The organism is Amycolatopsis sp., assembly GCF_036008905.1.
Classification (GTDB): domain Bacteria; phylum Actinomycetota; class Actinomycetes; order Mycobacteriales; family Pseudonocardiaceae; genus Amycolatopsis.
The window spans coordinates 20,471-39,512 of record NZ_DASYMU010000258.1; the positions used below are offsets into that span (position 1 = coordinate 20,471).

Here is a 19,042-nt window from a genome sequence, read left to right on the forward strand (position 1 = left end):
GGTGCTTCGCTTGACTTGCCCGCATGACTCCCCGATTCGATTTCATCGGCGTGGCCGTGGCGGACATGGCCACGTCGCTCAAGTTCTACCGGCAGCTCGGCATGGGATTCCCCGCCGACGCCGACCAGCAGCCGCACGCGGAGGTTTCCCTGCCCGGCGGCATGCGTCTCGCCTGGGACACCATCGCCAACATCCGGTCCTTCGACCCGGAATGGAAAGCCCCGCAGGCCGGCAGCGGCGTCAGCCTGGCGTTCGTCTGCGACAGCCCCGCCGAGGTGGACAAGATCCACGCGGAACTGGTCCAGGCCGGGTACACCTCGCACCGGGAACCCTGGGACGCCTTCTGGGGCCAGCGTTACGCGACGATCCAGGATCCCGACGGCCACGCCGTCGACCTCTACGCCGCCCTACCGACCACGCCCTGACCCGCGCCACCTTCGCCATCTGTCGACAGATGGCGATCTCTTAGGTGCCAAGAGATCACGTGATGCCGACAGCTCGTGGCGTTCAGGGTGAGTCGGGCCAGGACGCGGGGTACTACGCGCCGACGGCGTCCTGGTCCGGCAGCGGGATCCAGCGGTGTGACCACGAGATGACGCTGGCCAGCACCGGTTCCAGGTCGAGTCCCATCTCCGTGAGGTGGTACTCGACCTGAACGGGGGTGGCCGGGATGACGCGGCGCTCGATGAGACCCTCGGTTTCGAGAGTGCGCAGCCGCTGGGCGAGCATGGTGTCGCTCAGGCCAGGCACCGCGGCCTTGATCTCGGCGTACCGGGTCTGCCCGGTGAACATGACCCGGAGGATCGCGCCGGTCCAGCGCGCCCCGATCAGTTCGATCGCGGCGTGGAACCGCACGCATACGCGATGCACGTCATCCATGACCCTGACTCACTTCTCCGTAGTGCCCTGACGCAGTGCCAGCAGGGTCGTGTTGACCCGGACGAGCTCGTCGAGCATGGCCTTGGCCGACGTCGTCATGACGTCGTTCGGGACGACCTTGCCATCGATGATGAACTGCTGGACGAACGGGATGGACACGGCCTCGAAGATCGGGGTCATCCGCAGCGTGGTGACGACCTGCTTGATCATCTGGGCGGCGCGGGTACCGGCCGAGACGCCGCCGTAGCTCACCAGGCCGACCGGCTTGTAGTGCCACTCGTTGTGCAGGTAGTCGATCGCGTTCTTCAGTTCGGCGTTGTAGCCGTAGTTGTACTCGGGCATGACGAACAGGAACGCGTCCGCCTCGGCGATCTTCGTGCTCCAGTCCTTTGTGTGCTGGTGGGTGTACTGGCCAAGGCGCGGGTGGTTCGGCTCGTTCATGAACGGCAGATCCACCTCGGCCAGGTCGACCAGTTCGATCTCGTCGAAGCCGCCGTGCGCCACGACCTCCGACTCGATCCACTCCCCGATCTTCAGGCCTACCCGGTTGGGACGGGTGCTGGCGACGATGATCTCGAGCTTGGTCACTGCGTGTCTCCTCGGTGTTTCTCGACGACGATCACCGGGATCGTACCCAAAAAAGCTGAGTGACTACGGATAACTTAGCGACTTTTCGAGTAGCCTCGATCACAACGCGTGACGCGCCGGATATTCCCGCTCGCCCCGGAAATCCGCCGTTGTCCCAGCAGATGGCCGTTCCGGCGCCGTCCGTCGAACTCGGCGGAGAATGCGAGAACAGCCGTCGAAGGGAAAATCCGGTATGACACAGCGATCCGGCCCGCACCTCGCCGTCGCACTGGACGGCGCCGGCTGGCATCCGGCCGCCTGGCGTGAGCCCGACGCCCGTCCCGGTGAGTTGTTCACCGCCAAATACTGGGCCGACCTCGTGCTCGAGGCGGAAAAAGGCCTGCTGGACTTCGTCACCATCGAGGACTCGCTCGGATTCCACCCCTCGCCGTTCGACGGGCCCGACGAGCGGACCGACCAGGTGCGCGGCCGCCTCGACGCGGTGCTGATCGCGGCCCGCGTCGCCCCGCTCACGTCGGGGATCGGGCTCGTGCCGACGGCGGTGGTCACCCACACCGAACCGTTCCACCTGTCGAAGGCCATCGCGACACTCGACTTCGTCAGCGGCGGGCGCGCCGGAGTACGCGTCCAGGTCGCCGGACGCCAGGACGCGGCCAAGCACTTCGGGCGGCGCGAGTTCCCCGAGTTCAAGCCCGAGGACGCCCGGGACGGCACCGGGCTCCTCGGCGAGCTGTTCGACGAAGCCCGCGACTACGTCGAGGTGCTCCGGCGCCTGTGGGACAGCTGGGAGGACGACGCCGAGATCCGCGACGTGGCGACCGGCCGGTTCGTCGACCGCGAAAAGCTGCACTACATCGACTTCGAAGGCCGCTGGTTCAAGGTCAAGGGCCCGTCGATCACCCCGCGCCCGCCACAGGGCCAGCCGTTGGTCGCCGCCCTCGCCCACACCTCCGCGCCGTTCCGGTTCGCCGCGGCCTCGGCGGACGTCGTTTTCCTTACCCCGCAAAGCATCGACGACGTGCCGACGATCCTCGCCGAGATCCGCCAGGGGCAGGAAAGCGCCCTGCACACTTTCGGTGACCTCGTGGTGTTCCTCGACGACACAGCCGCAGCGGCCGCCGATCGCAAGGCGCGCCTCGACGAACGCGCCGGAGCCGAGTTCACCTCCGACGCCGCCGTCTTCACCGGGACCCCGGCCGCGCTCGCGGACCAGCTACTCGCCTGGCACGACGCCGGCCTGTCCGGGTTCCGCCTGCGGCCCGGCGCGCTCCCGCACGACCTGACCGCGATCACCCGGGGTCTGGTCCCGGAACTGCGCTCCCGCGGGGCTTTCCGCTCCGGGTACGAGGCGAGCACCCTACGCGGGCTGCTCGGCCTGGACCGGCCCGCAAACCGTTACGTCGCTTGAGGGGGACGAGATGACCAAGCCGTTGAAGCAGATCCACCTGGCCGCGCACTTCCCCGGGGTGAACAACACGACTGTGTGGAGCGACCCCGAAGCGGGCAGCCACATCGAGTTCAGCTCGTTCGTCCGGCTGGCGCAGACAGCCGAGCGGGCGAAGTTCGACTTCTTCTTCCTCGCCGAAGGCCTGCGTCTTCGTGAGCAGGGCGGCGAGATCTACGACCTCGACGTCGTCGGCAGGCCCGACACCTTCACCGTGCTCGCCGCGCTGGCCGCGGTCACCGAGCGCCTCGGGCTCGCCGGGACGATCAACTCCACCTTCAACGAGCCCTACGAGGTCGCCCGGCAGTTCGCGTCGCTGGACCACCTCTCCGCCGGTCGCGCCGCGTGGAACGTCGTCACCTCGTGGGAGGCGTTCACCGGCGAGAACTTCCGGCGCGGCGGATTCCTCGCGCAGGACCAGCGCTACGAACGCGCCGAGACGTTCCTGCGCACCACGTGGGAGCTCTTCGATTCCTGGCGTGGCAACGAAATCATCGCCGACAAGGACAAGGGCGTGTTCCTGTCCGACGCGCGGGCGGGCGCCTTCGAGCACCACGACGCGCATTTCGACATCTCCGGCCAGTTCAGTGTGCCGCGCAGCCCGCAGGGCCGGCCGGTGATCCTGCAGGCGGGCGACTCCGACGAGGGCCGCGAGTTCGCCGCGGCCACCGCCGACGCCATCTTCTCCCGCTACGGCACGCTCGAAGCGGGCCAGGCGTTCTACACCGACGTCAAAGGCAGGCTGGCCAAGCACGGCCGCACGCACGACCAGCTGGTCATCCTCCCGGCCGCGACCTTCGTACTGGGAGACACCGACGCCGATGCCCAGGAACGCGCCGACGTCGTCCGGCGCCAGCAGGTCAGCGGGCAGACCGCGATCAAGTTCCTGGAACAGCTGTGGAACCGCGACCTCAGTTCCTACGATCCGGACGGGCCGCTCCCCGCCGTCGACCCGGAGCTCGGCGAGAACACCATCGCGAAGGGCCGCGCCAGCGTCAGGATGTACCGCGATCCCCTGGCCACCGCGAAACAGTGGCGGGAGCTGGCAGAGTCGAAGAATCTCTCGATCCGGGACCTCATGATCGAGGTGACCGCGCGCCAGACCTTCATCGGCTCGGCGCAGACGGTCGCGGAGTCGATCAACGACCTCGTGCAGGCCGACGCGGCCGACGGCTTCATCCTCGTACCGCACGTGACTCCCGGCGGGCTCGACAAATTCGCCGACGAGGTCGTGCCGCTGCTGCAGGAACGCGGGGTGTTCCGCACCGAATACACCGGACCGACGTTGCGCGACCACCTCGGCGTCTCGTAAGTGTTTCGCGGGATTAGAACCCCGCGAAACACTCACGAGGGCGGACGTCGTCCATCACGACCGGTGGTAACGGCACCGATCGCGATGGACGACGAACCTCAGCAGGGTTGCAGGAGCCAGCAGAGCCGGTAGTTCGCCCGGTAGGTCGTGGGCGTGGCAGGCGCGACGATGTTCTGCGTCATCGCACCTCCGTGGGCCCAGCTGGTGTAGGCGTACTTCAGGTTGAGCGGTGGCACGTTCTGCGGGCTGTTCGCGCTGATCGAGTTGGTGGATCCGGCGATCACCGTCCGCGTGAACGGCGTGCGCTGCTGGGTCCCGCCCACGGTCAGCATGGCCTGGCTCGGGTTGGACGTGAAGCTGAGGACCACGGTCTTCGGCTGGAGCTCGATGGTCTTCGACGCCGCGCGCCCGCTGGAATCCGTCGCGGTCAGCGTCAGTTCCAGATGCGACGGGTACTCGTGGTCCGGCGCGACGAACGAGCCGGACGCCACGCCCGCGAAGTCCTGGACGTTGTGCGTATGGCACGTGCCGTTCGACGCGCAATGCCGGATCGCGAGCCGCCACGACAACGCCGAAGGCGGCAGCTCACCGTCCTGCGCGTCGGTGGCGCGTCCGGAGAACGGGACCGTCTGGCCGACCGACCAGGTGAACGCGGCGGTCGGCGTGTCGATGACCGGTACCGGGTCCTGGCCCACCGGCGTCCCGACGGTCACCCGGACCGTCGTGGTCGCGGACGCGCCGTCCGGGTCGGTCACCCGCAGGCCGACGTCGATCGCCGCGGCCGCGGTGTAGGTCCGGGTCGGCTGAGCGGCCGTGGAGTCGTCGTACGCGCCGTCGGCGTCGAGATCCCAGGCGTAGGTCAGGGTGTCGCCCGCGTCGGGATCGGTGGAGCCGGTGCCGTCGAACTGGACGGCGAGCGGCGCCGGGCCACTGGCCGGGGTCGCCGTGGCCACCGCGACCGGCGGGTGGTTGGTGCCGCCGGGGAAGCTGACCCGCCGCAGCTGGCCGGCGCCGAGCGCGACGTAGAACAGGTCACCGCCGGGCCCGGTCAGTACCTGCACCGGGACGTTGACGCCGGTCACGAACGGCACGAGTTTGCCCGGACTCGGTTGTCCCGCCTCGGTTTGCATCGCCCAGATGCAGCCACGCGAGGAGTCGGCGAAGAACAGCGCTCCGTCGTAGGCGGCCGGGTAGTTGCTCTCCGACTCGAAGGCGATCCCGCTGATCGAGGAGCCACCGGTGGGGCAGGGATCGGTCGCGACGACCTTGGCGCTGTGGTTGTAGGCGTAGTACGGCGCGGCCTGCCCGCCCGCGGTGTAGAGCGATTCGCAGCGGGTCAGGTTCGCGCCGTCGTAGCCGCTTTGCCTTGCGCTGCCTTCGAAACAGGGCCAGCCGAAGTTCTCCGCGACGGCGTCGCCGACGTTCGGGATCCGGTTGATCTCCTCCCAGGTGTTCCAGCCGACGTCACCGGACCACAGCTCGCTGGTGCCGGGGCGGAACCCGAACCGGAACTGGTTGCGCATGCCGTAGGCGATCACGCGGCGCGCGTTGGCGTCGGCGCTGCTCTCGAACGGGTTGCCGGGCATGCCTTCGCCGGTGTCGGGGTTGATGCGCAGCAGAGTTCCGTTGAGCGTCACCGGTTGCCCGGCCGTGCGCCGGATCGACTGCGAACGCAGCGCGCCGCCCTCGGCGTTCGGCGGGGCGAGGTTCGTGCCCGCCGGGGAAGGCGGGTCGGCACAGGGGTTTCCGACCTGACCGTAGTCGGTGAAGTTGAAGCTGGCGCCGTCACCGCCGCCGGCGTAGAGCGCGCCGTCGGGGCCGAAGGACAGGGCGCTGACCGAATGGCTGGGATACTGCTGGCACCAGCCGGTGACAAGCGGGTTCTCGCTGACGGCGATCCCGCCCGAGCCCATGGTCAGCTGGGAGATCCGGCCCGTCACCACGCAACCGGCGTCGGTCGCGCCCGGCGGTGTCGGGCAGGTGTCACCCCAGCGCGGCGCGGTTCCGCCGGGCACCGCGTCGAGGGTGTAGGAGACGTAGACGTAAGGCCTGGCGGGAAAAGCTGGATCGACGGCCAGGCCGAGCAGGCCGCGGTCCCAGAAATCCTGGGTCTGGGTACGGAGATCGGCGAACACCGTGGCCGTGGTGTCGGCGAGTGAGTCGAAAACCTTGACCAGGCCGCTCTTTTCCGCGACGAACACCCGGCCGTCCGGCGCGAACGCCGCGGCCGTCGGCGAATTCAGCCCGCCGATCGCGACGGTGTCGGTGAACCCGTCGGGCACGGCCGCGGCGGCGGGCACCGCGGTGGTGACGGCCACCGCGAGGGCCGCGGCGAGCGGGGCGATCACCCCCACCGCCAACGCGCGTCTCGATCTACGCAGGAAAAACGGGCGGCGAAAACCCATGACTCGAACTCCTCTTCACCGGGGACTGGGAAGAAACACGACTCCTGAGGCGTATGGCGCTCTAAGTCCGAATTTCGTTACCGATGAAGAGGAATTGCGCAGAAGTCGCTAAAAACCGGAATGAGGGTGAATAACCCGCAGCCCGACGAAACGGGAATTGGTAATTGCCGCCATCTGTCGACAGATGGCGATCTCTTAGTTCGTGAGAGGTCACGAGATGTCGCCATCTCGCGCGGGCGGGGTCAGCGGCCCTGGAGGGATTTGACGTTGTTGCCGAAGGTCCAGTTCTTCGAGCCGTCCCAGTTGATCGACCAGGTCATCAAGCCCTTGAGCCCGCCCGAATAGCTGTTCCACGCCTGCGAAACCAGGTTCGGCGCCATGTGGCCACCACCGGCGCCGGGCTGCGCGGGCAGACCGGGGACCTGCTTGTCGAACGGCACCTTGATCGTGGTGCCCTGCACGACCAGGCCCTTGTTGAGGCAGTTCGTCTGCGCGGTGAAGCCCGCGACCGTGCCCGCCGAATACGAGTCACCGGCACAGCCGTACATGCTTCCGTTGTAGTACTGCATGTTCAGCCACCAGAGCTTGCCGTTGTCGGCGTACTTCTTCACGATCGGCAGGTACGAGCCCCAGATCGAGCCGTACGCCACGCTGCCACCGGTGACGTACGCCGTCTCCGGGGCCATGGTCAGGCCGAAGTTCGACGGCATCTTCGCGAGCACGCCGTCGATGATCCGGATGAGGTTCGCCTGCGACGCCGACAAGGTGGTGATACTGCCGCTGCCGACGAGCCCGGTCTCGATGTCGATGTCGATGCCGTCGAAGTTGTACGTCTTGAGGATCGGCACGATCGTCGCGATGAACTTGTCGGCGACCGCGGTGGAGTTGAGGTCGATCCCCGCCGCCGCACCACCGATGGACATCAGGATCGTGGCGCCGGCGGCCTTGGCCGCGCACATCTCGGCCGGGGTCGCGACCTTCACGCCCGCGTCCATCCCGTTCTCCCACAACACCGTCCCGTCCGAACGGATCACCGGGAACGCCGCGTTGATGACGTTGTAGCCGTGTTCCTTGATGCGGCTGTCGGTGATGGGTATCCAGCCGAGCGGCGGATGGACGCCGTTCGCGGCACCGTCCCAGTTCTCCCAGTAGCCCTGCAGCACCTTGCCCGCCGGCTTCGACTTCACCGCGCAGGTGTCGGCCTGGACCGACGCGTTCGCGGGTCCGCCGAGCACGAGCATGGGCACGGCGAGTGCCGCCGCCAAAGCGATTCCGAGCACACGAGAAGACCGACCGAACATATCCAGCTCCCATCACGAAGCAGCACAAAGGTACGAACGACGGCCGTCGGCCCAAGATAGGCGCGGACCGGTACCGGTGACTACCTACGATCGGGTGGTCTAGACCTATTACGGGCAGTGACGACGTCCTCACCCAGGCCTGTCACGAGTGCTCGAGCGCGATCGCGGCGATCAGTTCCCGCGACGCCTTCCGGTCAAGCGCGTCACTGTCCAGGGCCGCAAGTATTCGCCGGTACGCGGCGATCTGGTGCGGCTTTTCGAGGAAGACTGCCGAGACCTCGCTTTCCAGGTACACCACCGGTTCGTACTTGGCGAACTCCATGAGCGTGAACGAGCCCGCATGCCCGGCGTGCACACCCAGCGCGCTCGGGATGACCCGCAGTTCCAGGCTGGGGCGGACCGACATCCTGAGCAGATGGTGCAGCTGCCCGGACAACGTCGCCCGATCACCCACTGTCGCCCGCAGCACGGCCTCGTGCAGGAAGAAAGCCGTCCGCGGTGGCGGGGAGCGGGTGAACACGTCCTGCCGGGCGAGCCGGGCCCGCACTCGGGCTTCAGCGTCCTTGGCCCCATGGGCGAGCGTCGCTCGTGCGTACTCCTCGGTCTGAAGCAACTTCGGGAGAACGCACAGGTACATTCCCGACAGGCTCATCATCTCGCGTTCGTGGTCGAGGAGAGTGCGAGGCTGTTCGGGCACGACCGAGTCGTACTGCTGAAGCCAGCCTTGGGTTCTCGATTCCCCCGCCAGGTGAAGAAGCCGCTGCCGTTCGTCCTGTTTGACGTCACAGGCAAAGAGGACACTCAAGAGGTCGACTTCGCTGTAGCTCCGGTTTCCGCTCAGCAGATGCGACACATACGGATGCGCCCAGCCGAGTCGTCGCGCGAGATCCCGCACTCCCATCCCGGACGCCCGCATCGCGGCTCGCAGCCCGTTCCCCAGCTCACGACTGCGAATTGTGGGCAGGGTTCCTTTTTCTTTCACCACAATGAATTCCTGCCGTTGTGAAGAGGCGTACTACTTCGGGAGCCGGACCGTTTGCCGGTCGGGGGTGATAGCCCATTCCCAGGCGTTGACCGATGGGCGGCCGCGTCCCTGCCACCAGTGGTACGCGGCCTCGGCCTCATCCCACAGCCGACGGGGTCCGGCCTGCCGGACGAGGTACCGACCCACCTGCGGCACGATCACCGCCCACGATCCGGACAGCGGATCTCCGAGAGATGCCACCGGGTACGGCCGTTCCGGTGTGCTGTCCTCCAAGTCGTAACGGCAGGACGGCACCGAGACCGCGACCGCCCACCTCGCCGCGGAATCGCCCAGCACCGCCCACGGGTCGATGTCGGACAGCCGGGAGGTTTCGGCGCTGTCTTCCGATCGCACCTCGTCGTCCGTGGTCGGGGTGCGGTGGGCACGAATCTCCATGAAACCGACACTCATCGGCACGGTGCGTCCCACGGCTGTGTCCTCGTCGGTGACGAGGAACCGCACCAACGGGCCCGACGCCAGCTCAGCCCGGATCGGCGCGACGACGACGCCACCGGGCCTGGTCTGCTCCACCCACGCGAACGGCACCCGGCCCAGTTGAACGGCGGCGGTCGCCATCACCCGGTCGAACGGACCCCGGTCAGGGGCACCGAGCGCGCCGTCACCGCATACCGCGATCACGTCCCGGTACCCGGCGGCATCGAGGTTCCGGCGCGCCCCGACCGCCAGGTGACTGTCGACCTCGATCGTGGTCACCGAACCGTTCGCGCCCGTTTGTTCGGCGAGCAACGCGGCGTTGAAACCTGTTCCGGTCCCGATCTCCAGCACCGTGTCCCCGGTCGTCGTGCCCAGGGTGTCGAGCATGGCTCCGACCACCGAGGGCATGGACGCCGAACAGGTCGGCCGACGACCCACAGCGGGCCACACGGTCCGGCCGTCGTCGAACTGGGTCACCACAGACCGATCCGAGTAGACAGCCGTGAGCCACTGATCCGGACGCGTGCTGCGATCGAGTGCCTCGTAGGGTCCGTCGACCTTCGCCCACGCTCGGGCCGGGATGAACTGCTCGCGAGGGACGGCGTGCAGGAGAGGGCCGAACCCGGCCGGGAGCGTGCCGGCCGAGTCCAGTTCCTTCACCAGCGCAGCGATACCCTCATCGCCGTCAGCGATGGTCACTTGTCGTCTCCGCTGACCGTCGTGCCGCCACCGGACCCCTGACCGACGTGATCGGTCTGCGAGTCGTCTTCCCCATCGTGCTTGTTGCCACCCATCGACGTGACCTCCCCTGCTGGATTTCACTCTAGGCACCGCGCGGTTGCGCGGAACTCTTTGACTGTCTGGCCCAATTGGCGTGCGCCGTTGCCGACGTCGAGCAGGTCGGCAGCCGTTTCCCGGAGGTGCTCACCCAAAACGATCAGGCCGTCCGCCACCCGGCCGATCTCGACTTGCGGTCCACCGCCGCGGCCGCATTCGATGATGTCCATGAGGTCGTCCACCTCAGCGTTGATCGCCGAGTTCAGACGTCCGATACGGTCCGCCCACTCCATCACCTCTCCCTCACCTTTCATCGGGAACCTCAATCCGGCGTCATCGCAGCCGGGTTGACCAGGCTCGGCACGGTGCACGTCCTCGACCAAGCCGCCCGGTTCACGCCACGTCGACATGTTGCTGATGGGCCAACTCATGCCCGCCTCGCTGCGGGCCGTAACGCCGGGACAGGCGGAGCAGCGGAAGCAAACAGCGCAGCCCGTAAACGCGCGAACCGCCCCGGCCGATGTAAACGGTGCCGGGTGGACCCCAAACGTGCTTCCACCGTCCACTTCGACTCCCGCGCTTCGAGGAACATGCGGCAGGAACTACAAACCAGACCCGGCGCAGCACACATCGACGCAGGCAGGAAACGGGCACCACACACCGCCACGAACACCTCACCCGACCGCGACAACCCCGGCGCCATGCCGTCATCGGCCACCGCGTGATCCATCCGCCCGCCAACGGACGTCACCCACGTCATGTGAACGCGTACTGTCGTGGTCATTCGGGCCCTCCCGGAAACCTCATTTGCTCAAACAAGGAAACCGCAGGTCAGTGCCCTAAGACACCCCGTGGTGCCGTGATCTTGTGGGACACTTCATCCCTGTTCAACTGGTACGTTCTGCGGTACGCCGCTGTGGCGCTACGGTTCGTGCCCGCCAGAGAGGGATAGGAACATGCCACCGGCACTACGGAGCCTCCGACAGGAACAACGGGAATTGGCCGCCGGCCTGCGCGCAGAGCACAGGACATGGGTCGAGATCGCAGCCGTGTTCAGTGATCGCTACGGCTTAAACGTTCGGGCCGCGCTCCGGATGGTTCGCGATTGGAGTCAGCGCGACGCCGCCGAGCACTGGAACAGTCGTTGGCCCGCCGATCCAAAGACGTTCAAAAACTTCTCATACTGGGAGCTGTGGCCAGGGCCGACTGGGTACGCACCATCGCTTGACGTCTTGGGAAGACTGGCTGAACTTTACGAATGCAGCATTGCCGACTTGGTCAGTGATTGCGTTGACTTTCGCTCCGCCGATTCGGCATACAGTGACAATCTGAAGCTGGCCCAGGTGTCGGCCATAACCACACTGGGTTCTTCACAACTGTCGGATCAGAGCGAGATTCCGGATATTCACGAACTTATTTCCAGATTGGAACTGATCGACGTGCACGAATTCGCGCGCCTGACGGCAGCCTGGGCGAGCCGCGCTGGTGGGGGACTCAATCGCAGAGCACTACTTCTTAAGTTGAGCACTGCCCTCACCCTAGCAGCCGCATCGCCCGCCCTGGCCGACGAAGATAAATCCGCACAGTTACCCGCAGTCACCAAAATGGAGGATGATCTCTCAGGAGTTTGGCACAGTCGCTACGAATACACGAGCACTGGAAGAGCCGCCGATTTTACGGGCGAGCACTACGTGGCAATGCGCCATCAGGGCGATCGATTTTTTGGCGAAAGTGTGCCAGCCGAGAATGGTTCGCAGCTAAAGCTCGATTTCAACCTTAATGGATCCGTAGCAACTGGAGTATGGTCGGAGCGCACTTCTCCGACCGGATACTACCGCGGCTCAGTTTATCATGGCGCCATTCAGCTCTCGATAGACCCGATGGGGAAGACCATGAGGGGAATGTGGGTCGGATTCGACCGCAAGTCTTCGGTGGACAGCAATAAATGGGAGTTGAACTGGGTGCAGGGACCATCTGGCAAGTCAGGCTTGCGCAACTACCACTTTAAAGCGTGAACCTCAGTAGTCCCAGCTTAAGCAACCCGAACATGGTCTTTGGCCCCGCAGGCGAATTTCAAGGACTTTTCATGCAGTGCTTCAAATGAAGAAATAAATCTCTTCAGGTCGACATTCTTCTTGGCGTATCCACCAAAATGAAAACCCTGCTCAATCGACCAGTTGGATGTCGTGCGACCAAATGCGGACTCCTGGAAAGCTGATACGTCGTCGTTCAGGAAAGATGCACCCTTGAGAACTGCAAACCCAAGCGCGCGCTGATCCTTCCGTAACGCGCCCGCAATTCCTGCTAGCGTCCCGCCAGTGCCACATGAGCAGCAGATTACATCGAAATCAACCGTGATTTCCTCAATAATTTCTGCGCAACCGTGTAACGCCAGGGAATTGCTGCCACCTTCTGGTATCAGGTAGAACTCGCCGAACTCGCGATGCAGTTGTTTGGCGACATTGATTTCACTCTTTCTTCGGTAGGTCGAGCGGTCCATATACTTGAGGAGCATCCCATGATTCTCGGCGTAGGCGAGAGAATCATTAAGGGGTAGATGCTCCTCGCCTCGAATAATCCCGATCGTCCTGAATTCGAAGTAGCGACCAGCGGCAGCTACTTCGAATATGATTCGAGTAGGCGCCGCCGAAAGTTAGCAGAGTCGATGCACCTGTTCGCCGCGCCTCTTCAAGGTTGTATTTTAGCTTTCGCCACTTGTTTCCGTTCAAATTCGGATGGATGAGGTCGTCACGCTTGAGGTAGAGCCGAACCTCTCGCGCCTGGAGCAGCTTGTCGTGAACTTCGACGAGCGGCGACGGGATGTGCAGGTTCAGGCTGTCCACGGTGCCTATGTTAAACCGCGTGCCATCACACCGCCGTTCACCGACAGGTGCCAGAGGATGACCAGCGGCGCAGCCGCAACGACCAAGGCGGAGACAGGCACGCCCTTCCGATCAAGCACCTTCCAGCCATCGACGGCTGGCACCATTCAGCGCGGACCACGCCATGCGATCGTTCTACGGGCACATGACCGCCGCCGGGCTCCCGACGCCACACGCATGAGATTCAGTGTGGCGGGAACGCGAGGACAGGTAGCAATCCGACCTGCGACGCGTTCCGCCTCGTTGATGTCCTCCGGGTCACCGATGTACTCAGCGCCGCACTTTGGCGAGAAAGTGCGTCGGACGTTTCCGCTGGTCAGGTGGGGTCGTGAGTGGCAACAAGTGTTCTAACACTCGTAAACACTCACGACCCCACGCGGCCACCCGACCGGCGGTGCCCTGAACGACGCGTTCGTGTCACTCAACGCCCACAACGCGTCGTTCAGGGCATCCCACGACACGCCACATCTGCGCTTCCGATCAAGTACCTGCCAGCCAGACGTATTGACGCTCAGGCCGTCCCGTTCCGCCGTAGCGCAGCCGCACTTCGGCGCGGCCGGTGGCGACGAAGTGCTCCAGGTACCGCCGGACACTGACGCGCGCCAGCTCGGTCAGCTCGGCGCACTCGCTCGCCGAAATCCCGTCCGGCCGCGACCGCAGCGCCCGCTCCACGAGCGACGCCGTCTGCGCGGTCAGTCCTTTCGGGAGGGTCGGCGTACTGCTCGGGCGGGCGCCGAAAACCTGGTCGACGTCGGCCTGCCCGGCGGACGCGAGCCGGTCGAGTTTCTCGTGCAGCGCGGCGAAATGAGCGAGCTGATCACGCAGCGCCCCGAACTCGAACGGCTTGATCAAGTAGTGCACTACCCCGCCGCGCATCGCACTGCGCACGGTCTCCACGGCGGTCGCGGCGGTGATCACGATGACGTCCACCCCGTCGGCCTCCCCCGCGCGCAGCTCTCGCAGCACACCGAGGCCGTCGAGATCGGGCAGGTAGATGTCGAGCAGCACCAGGTCCGGCCGGAGGTCGCGGACCAGGCGCAGCGCGTCGGTACCGGTGTGCGCCACGCCGACCACCTCGAACCCGGGCGTGCGCGCCACGTATCCGCTGTGCACCTTCGCGACCATGAAATCGTCGTCGACCACCAGCACCTTGATCACACCGCCACCTCCACCGGCAGCCTGGCGGTGAACACCGCGCCGTCGTCGTTGTGCACCTGCACGCTGCCCCCGCGCCGCAGGCACGTCTGCCGCGTCAGCGCGAGCCCGAGACCGCGCTGCCCCTGCGCGGCGGCCTTGGTGGTGAACCCATTGCGGAACACCTCTTCGGCGATGTCCGGCGCCACCCCGGGACCGGAGTCGCGCACGACGACCAGAACTCCCGCGCTGTCCTCGGTTACCGACACCTCGATCCAGCCACGCGCCCCCGCCAACGCGTCCAGCGCGTTGTCGACCAGGTTCCCCAGCACGGTCACGAGATCGGTCGACAACATTTCGTCGACGTCGCCGAGCCGGCTGTCCGGATCCATCCGCAGCCCGACCCCGCGCTCGGCGGCCAGGCTGGACTTCGCGATCAGCAGCGCGGCCACGGCCGGGTCGTCGATCCGCGAGCCGACCTCGACCTGCCACTGCCCCTGCGCGGAACTGATCCGGTGGACGAACCCGCGCACCTCGTCGTACTCGCCGAGCTCGATCAGCCCGGAAATCGTGTGCAGCCGGTTGCTGAACTCGTGCGCCTGCGCCCGCAGTGTGTCGGTGGCGTGCCGGTTCGCGTCGAGCTCGTTCTGCAGCACCATCAGCTCGGTGCGGTCCCGCAGCGTCACCACCGCGCCGACCTCGACGCCGTGCACGGCGATCGGCATCCGGTTCATCGTCAGTACCGAGCCCTCGCGCAGCACCAGCTGGTCCGCGCCGGTCGCGTCCCCGGTCAGGACGTCCTGCAGCCGCTCGTCGAGGCCGAGGTCACGCACGGACCGGCCGACACAGTCCTCGGGCAGGCCGAGCGACGCCCGCGCGTGGTCGTTGGCCAGGGTGATCCGGTGCTGCGGGTCGAGCCCGACGACGCCTTCCTTGATGCCGTGCAGCAGCGCCTCGCGGTGTTCGACCAGCTCGGTGATTTCCCGCGGCTCCAGGCCGAGGGTCTGCTTCTTCACCCGCCTGGTCAGCAGCAACGAGCCGATCACGCCGAGCGCGAGCGCGATCCCCAGCAGCCGCAGCGCCTCGTCGGGCGAGTCGAGCACGCCTTCGAAGAACCCCGGCGACTGCTGGCCCGCCACGACCACCCCGACCACCGAACCGCCGTCGGCGCTGATCACCGGGACGTGCGCGACGATCGCGCCGTCCAGCTCGCCGACCCAGGACCGGCCACTCAGGACAGTGCTGTCGCCGAGCTCCAGCGGCTCCCCCAGCTGGTTCGGGTTCGGCGAGGTCAGGATCCGGCGGCCCGGATCGGCGATGATCACGTAGCTGGCGCCGGACAGGCTCCGGCCGGTCTCCGCGAACGGCGCGAGCGCCGCGTGCCGCACCGGGTCGACCAGCGCGTCGCGCATGGCCGAGGTCGCGGCGACGTCCTCGGCCACCGACAGCATCCGCCGTCCCTCGGTGGTCGCGAAGTTCGCGCCCGCCTGGACCACGGCGAACGCCCCCACCGCGCACAGCAGGGTGAACACCACCACGAGCTGCCACGCGAGGAGCTGCCGCGCCAACGATCCTCTGCCGCCCACCGCACCTCCTCCGCCTCGTCGCGTGGGTATCGCGTGGGCACTGACAGTAGGGCAACAGGCACGCGGGACCACAAAGACCAAAAGGACCGCTAAGCCCGCAAAGGGACATCCCGCCCTGCCCGGGTGCACCATGCGTCCCAGGTATTACGAGAGGTGGAGATCAATGCGGATCACCAACTGGGTGGCGATCGGGGCCGCGCTGGCGGCCGTGGTCCTGGTGCCGCCGTTGCTGACCCCGGGCAGCGACACCAGCACTACAGGTCAGCTCCGCGGCCTGCGGGTGCTCGTGCCGAACGCTCCCGGCGGCGGCTACGACATCACCGCGCGCATCGCGGCCAAGGCGATGGAGGACACCGGCCTGCTGCGCAACGCCGAGGTGTTCAACCTGCCGGGCGCCGGTGGCACGGTCGGGCTCGGCCGGACAGTGGCCGAAGAGGGCAACGGCAAGCTCGTGATGTCGATGGGCCTGGGCGTGGTCGGCAGCGTTTACACGAACAAGGCGCCGTCGTCGCTGCTCGACACCACGCCGATCGCGAAGCTCATCGAGGAACCCGACATCGTCGTGGTCGGCAAGGATTCGCCGTACCAGACGCTCGGCGACCTCGTCACGGCGTGGAAGGCCGATCCCGGCAAGGTCCCGGTGGGTGGCGGCTCGGCCCCGGGCGGGCCCGACCATCTCGCGCCGATGCTGATGGCGAAGGCGATCGGCCTGGTGCCCAAGCAGGTCAACTACATCCCGTTCGACGGCGGTGGCGAACTGCTCGCGTCGGTGCTCGGCGGCAAGGTCGCGTTCGGCGTTTCCGGGATCGGCGAGTACCGCGACCAGATCGAAGCGGGCACACTGCGGGTTCTCGCGGTGACCAGCGCGGCGCGGCTGCCCAGCGTCGACGCGCCGACGCTGAGCGAGGCCGGGGTCGACGTGAAGTTCAGCAACTGGCGCGGGATCGTCGCACCGCCGGGCATCTCCGAGGGCGACCGCGGGCGGCTGGTGGAGCTGTTCACGAACCTGCACGGCACCCCGCAGTGGCGGGAAGCGCTGGCGCGCAACGGCTGGACCGACGCCTTCGCGCCCGGCGCGCAGTTCGGGACCTTCCTGGAAGAGGAGAACACGCGAGTGGCGACGGTACTGAAGGATCTGGGGCTGGCATGACGACGACGAAAGCGTGGTTGAAGGAGCGCTCCGAACTCGGCATCTGTGCGGTTCTGGTGGTGCTCGGCGTGCTGGTGCTGGTCGACGGGCTCACCATCGACACCGACTTCGCCCAGCGCGGGCCGATCGGACCGAAGGCGGTGCCGGTCGTGGTCGGCACGCTGCTGCTCGTGGTGGCCGTTTTCCTGGCGCGGGACGTGCTGCGCGGCGGACGCGGCGAAGCGGAAGGCGGTGAGGACGTCGACCTCGCCGCTCCGGCGGACTGGCGCACGGTTCTGTTGCTGTGTGGTGCTTTCCTGGCCAACGCCGCGCTGATCGGTGTGGCGGGCTTCCCGATCTCGGGCGCGATCCTGTTCTGGGGCGCGGCCTACGCGCTGGGCAGCAGGCATTTCGTCCGCGACCCGCTGATCGCCGCGGGCCTGTCGGTGCTGACCTTCCTGGTGTTCAACAACCTGCTCGGCGTGGCACTGCCCGGCGGACCGCTGATGGGAGTGCTCTAGATGTTCGACCAACTCATGGACGGGTTCGCCACCGCGCTGACCCCGACGCATCTCGCGCTCGCCGCGCTGGGGGTGCTGCTCGGGACGGCGATCGGTGTCCTGCCGGGAATCGGCCCGGCGATGGCCGTGGCACTGCTGCTCCCGGTGACCTACGGCCTGGAGCCGACCGGCGCGTTCATCATGTTCGCCGGGATCTACTACGGCGGGATGTTCGGCGGCTCGACGACGTCGATCCTGTTGAACACCCCGGGCGAAAGCGCGGCGGTGGTCGCGGCGATCGACGGTAATCCCATGGCGCGTAAGGGCCGCGGCGCGCAGGCGCTGGCCGCGGCCGCGATCGGGCACTTCGTCGGCGGCATCATCGGGACCATCGCGCTGGTGCTGCTCGCGCCGACCGTCGCGAAATTCGCCGTCGACATCGGCGCGCCGGACTTCTTCGCGATCATGGTACTGGCGTTCATCGCCGTGACCTCGGTACTCGGCGCGTCCCGCATCCGCGGTTTCGCGTCACTGCTGATCGGGCTCACCATCGGCCTCGTCGGCCTCGACGAGATGACCGGCCAGCAACGGCTCACCTTCGGCTCACTGCACCTCGCCGACGGCATCGACGTCGTGATCGTGGCCGTGGCACTGTTCGCCGTCGGCGAGTCGCTGTGGGTCGCCGCGCACCTGCGCCGCACCGCCACCGAGGCCATCCCGGTCGGACGGCCGTGGCTCGGCAAGGCGGATCTCAAGCGGGCGTGGAAACCATGGCTGCGCGGACCGCTCATCGGCTTCCCGTTCGGCGCGATCCCCGCCGGTGGCGCGGAAATCCCGACGTTCCTGTCGTACGTCACCGAGAAGAAGCTGTCGAGGAAGCACCGCGCCGAGTTCGGCAAGGGCGCCATCGAAGGCGTCGCAGGCCCGGAATCGACGGCGAGCGCGTCGGCCGCCGGCACCCTCGTGTCGATGCTGACGCTCGGCCTGCCCACCACCGCGGTGGCCGCCGTGATGCTCGCCGCGTTCCAGCAGTACGGCATCCAGCCGGGGCCTCTGCTGTTCGAGCGGGAATCGTCGCTGGTGTGGGGCCTGATCGCGTCGCTGTTCATCGGGCTGACGCTGCTGCTGGTACTGAACCTGCCGCTGGCGCCGCTGTGGGCCAAGCTGCTGCGCATCCCGCGGCCGTACCTCTACGCGGGCATCCTGTTCTTCGCCAGCGTCGGCGCGTACGCGGTGAACGCGGACATCTTCGACCTGCTGGTGATGTTCGTGATCGGCGTGCTCGGCTTCGCCATGCGGCGCTACGGCCTGCCGGTACTGCCCGCGATCATCGGCGTCATCCTCGGCCCGGCCGCGGAACAGCAGATGCGGCGCGCGCTGCAGTTGTCCGACGGGGATCTCAGCGGGCTGGTGAACACGCCGTTCTCGATCGTGGTGTACGTGATCATCGCGATCCTGCTGTTCTTCCCGCTGATCCGGAAGCTCTTCCCGGCTTCGAAGGCTTCGGAGGCTGAGCCGGAGCGGGAGAAGGTCCCGTAAGCCCATTCCCGCGCTATGAACGGACCTTTCCTAGCGTCTCCTGCAAGGAAAGGTCCGTTCATAGCGTCCGGCGGGGCCTGGGATTACCCCAATGCGGCGGTGGGGGG

18 protein-coding genes are annotated in these 19,042 nt (G+C 66.8%); 7 read left to right on the plus strand and 11 right to left on the minus strand.

Going from position 1 to position 19,042, the window contains the following annotated elements:
* The first annotated feature begins 23 nt into the window (after nt 1-23).
* The gene (locus VGP60_RS41350; RefSeq protein ID WP_327553701.1) at nt 24-425 is read left to right on the plus strand and encodes a VOC family protein; all 402 of its coding nucleotides are present in this window, start codon (nt 24-26) and stop codon (nt 423-425) included.
* Between the two features lie 112 nt (nt 426-537).
* On the opposite strand, the gene VGP60_RS41355 is transcribed toward VGP60_RS41350, so the two are convergent.
* Together VGP60_RS41355 and VGP60_RS41360 are read right to left on the minus strand one after the other, a co-directional pair.
* Entirely contained in the window at nt 538-879 is a 342-nt protein-coding gene (locus VGP60_RS41355; RefSeq protein ID WP_327553702.1) for a helix-turn-helix domain-containing protein, read from the minus strand.
* Between the two features lie 9 nt (nt 880-888).
* Nucleotides 889-1,467: an NAD(P)H-dependent oxidoreductase gene (locus VGP60_RS41360; RefSeq protein ID WP_327553703.1), complete on the minus strand. Its 579-nt coding sequence runs from the start codon at nt 1,465-1,467 to the stop codon at nt 889-891.
* 232 nt (nt 1,468-1,699) lie between these two features.
* Here VGP60_RS41360 and VGP60_RS41365 point away from each other — a divergent pair, with 232 nt between their 5' ends.
* Nucleotides 1,700-2,875, plus strand: coding sequence for an LLM class flavin-dependent oxidoreductase (locus VGP60_RS41365; RefSeq protein ID WP_327553704.1), 1,176 nt, complete (start codon nt 1,700-1,702; stop codon nt 2,873-2,875).
* A 10-nt stretch (nt 2,876-2,885) separates the two neighbouring features.
* Nucleotides 2,886-4,223 (plus strand): NtaA/DmoA family FMN-dependent monooxygenase, encoded by a 1,338-nt coding sequence (locus VGP60_RS41370; RefSeq protein ID WP_327553705.1) that lies wholly within the window; start codon nt 2,886-2,888, stop codon nt 4,221-4,223.
* Between the two features lie 98 nt (nt 4,224-4,321).
* On the opposite strand, the gene VGP60_RS41375 is transcribed toward VGP60_RS41370, so the two are convergent.
* From VGP60_RS41375 to VGP60_RS41395, 5 genes are all read right to left on the minus strand, one after another.
* Complete coding sequence (locus tag VGP60_RS41375) at nt 4,322-6,628, minus strand: PQQ-dependent sugar dehydrogenase (RefSeq protein ID WP_327553706.1); 2,307 nt, start codon at nt 6,626-6,628, stop codon at nt 4,322-4,324.
* 242 nt (nt 6,629-6,870) lie between these two features.
* A complete protein-coding gene (locus tag VGP60_RS41380) occupies nt 6,871-7,929 on the minus strand; it encodes a chitinase (protein ID WP_327553707.1) in 1,059 nt (352 codons plus the stop codon).
* Nucleotides 7,930-8,071: 142 nt separating this feature from the next.
* Nucleotides 8,072-8,914 carry a helix-turn-helix transcriptional regulator gene (locus VGP60_RS41385; protein ID WP_327553708.1) on the minus strand — a complete coding sequence of 281 codons (843 nt, stop codon included), beginning with the start codon at nt 8,912-8,914 and terminating at the stop codon, nt 8,072-8,074.
* A gap of 30 nt (nt 8,915-8,944) precedes the next feature.
* Complete coding sequence (locus VGP60_RS41390) at nt 8,945-10,087, minus strand: methyltransferase domain-containing protein (protein ID WP_327553709.1); 1,143 nt, start codon at nt 10,085-10,087, stop codon at nt 8,945-8,947.
* A gap of 119 nt (nt 10,088-10,206) precedes the next feature.
* Nucleotides 10,207-10,596, minus strand: a complete 390-nt coding sequence (locus tag VGP60_RS41395; RefSeq protein ID WP_327553710.1) for a hypothetical protein — start codon at nt 10,594-10,596, stop codon at nt 10,207-10,209.
* 567 nt (nt 10,597-11,163) lie between these two features.
* Here VGP60_RS41395 and VGP60_RS41400 point away from each other — a divergent pair.
* Complete coding sequence (locus VGP60_RS41400) at nt 11,164-12,180, plus strand: hypothetical protein (RefSeq protein ID WP_327553711.1); 1,017 nt, start codon at nt 11,164-11,166, stop codon at nt 12,178-12,180.
* 17 nt (nt 12,181-12,197) lie between these two features.
* On the opposite strand, the gene VGP60_RS41405 is transcribed toward VGP60_RS41400, so the two are convergent.
* From VGP60_RS41405 to VGP60_RS41420, 4 genes are all read right to left on the minus strand, one after another.
* Entirely contained in the window at nt 12,198-12,680 is a 483-nt protein-coding gene (locus VGP60_RS41405; protein WP_327553712.1) for a pyridoxal-phosphate dependent enzyme, read from the minus strand.
* Nucleotides 12,681-12,711: 31 nt separating this feature from the next.
* Nucleotides 12,712-13,008, minus strand: coding sequence for a hypothetical protein (locus tag VGP60_RS41410; protein WP_327553713.1), 297 nt, complete (start codon nt 13,006-13,008; stop codon nt 12,712-12,714).
* A gap of 519 nt (nt 13,009-13,527) precedes the next feature.
* Nucleotides 13,528-14,205 (minus strand): response regulator, encoded by a 678-nt coding sequence (locus VGP60_RS41415; protein ID WP_327553714.1) that lies wholly within the window; start codon nt 14,203-14,205, stop codon nt 13,528-13,530.
* A complete protein-coding gene (locus tag VGP60_RS41420; protein WP_327553715.1) occupies nt 14,202-15,767 on the minus strand; it encodes a sensor histidine kinase in 1,566 nt (521 codons plus the stop codon). Before VGP60_RS41420 ends, VGP60_RS41415 begins: the two co-directional genes overlap by 4 nt.
* A 163-nt stretch (nt 15,768-15,930) precedes the next feature.
* Here VGP60_RS41420 and VGP60_RS41425 point away from each other — a divergent pair, with 163 nt between their 5' ends.
* From VGP60_RS41425 to VGP60_RS41435, 3 genes are read left to right on the plus strand one after another with little or no spacing between them, the layout of a single operon-like run.
* Nucleotides 15,931-16,917 (plus strand): tripartite tricarboxylate transporter substrate binding protein, encoded by a 987-nt coding sequence (locus VGP60_RS41425; protein ID WP_327553716.1) that lies wholly within the window; start codon nt 15,931-15,933, stop codon nt 16,915-16,917.
* Complete coding sequence (locus VGP60_RS41430; protein WP_327553717.1) at nt 16,914-17,417, plus strand: tripartite tricarboxylate transporter TctB family protein; 504 nt, start codon at nt 16,914-16,916, stop codon at nt 17,415-17,417. The genes VGP60_RS41425 and VGP60_RS41430 overlap by 4 nt, the downstream gene beginning before the upstream one ends.
* On the plus strand, nt 17,418-18,935 hold the full coding sequence (locus tag VGP60_RS41435; RefSeq protein ID WP_327553718.1) for a tripartite tricarboxylate transporter permease: 1,518 nt from the start codon (nt 17,418-17,420) through the stop codon (nt 18,933-18,935).
* The last annotated feature ends 107 nt before the right edge of the window (nt 18,936-19,042 follow it).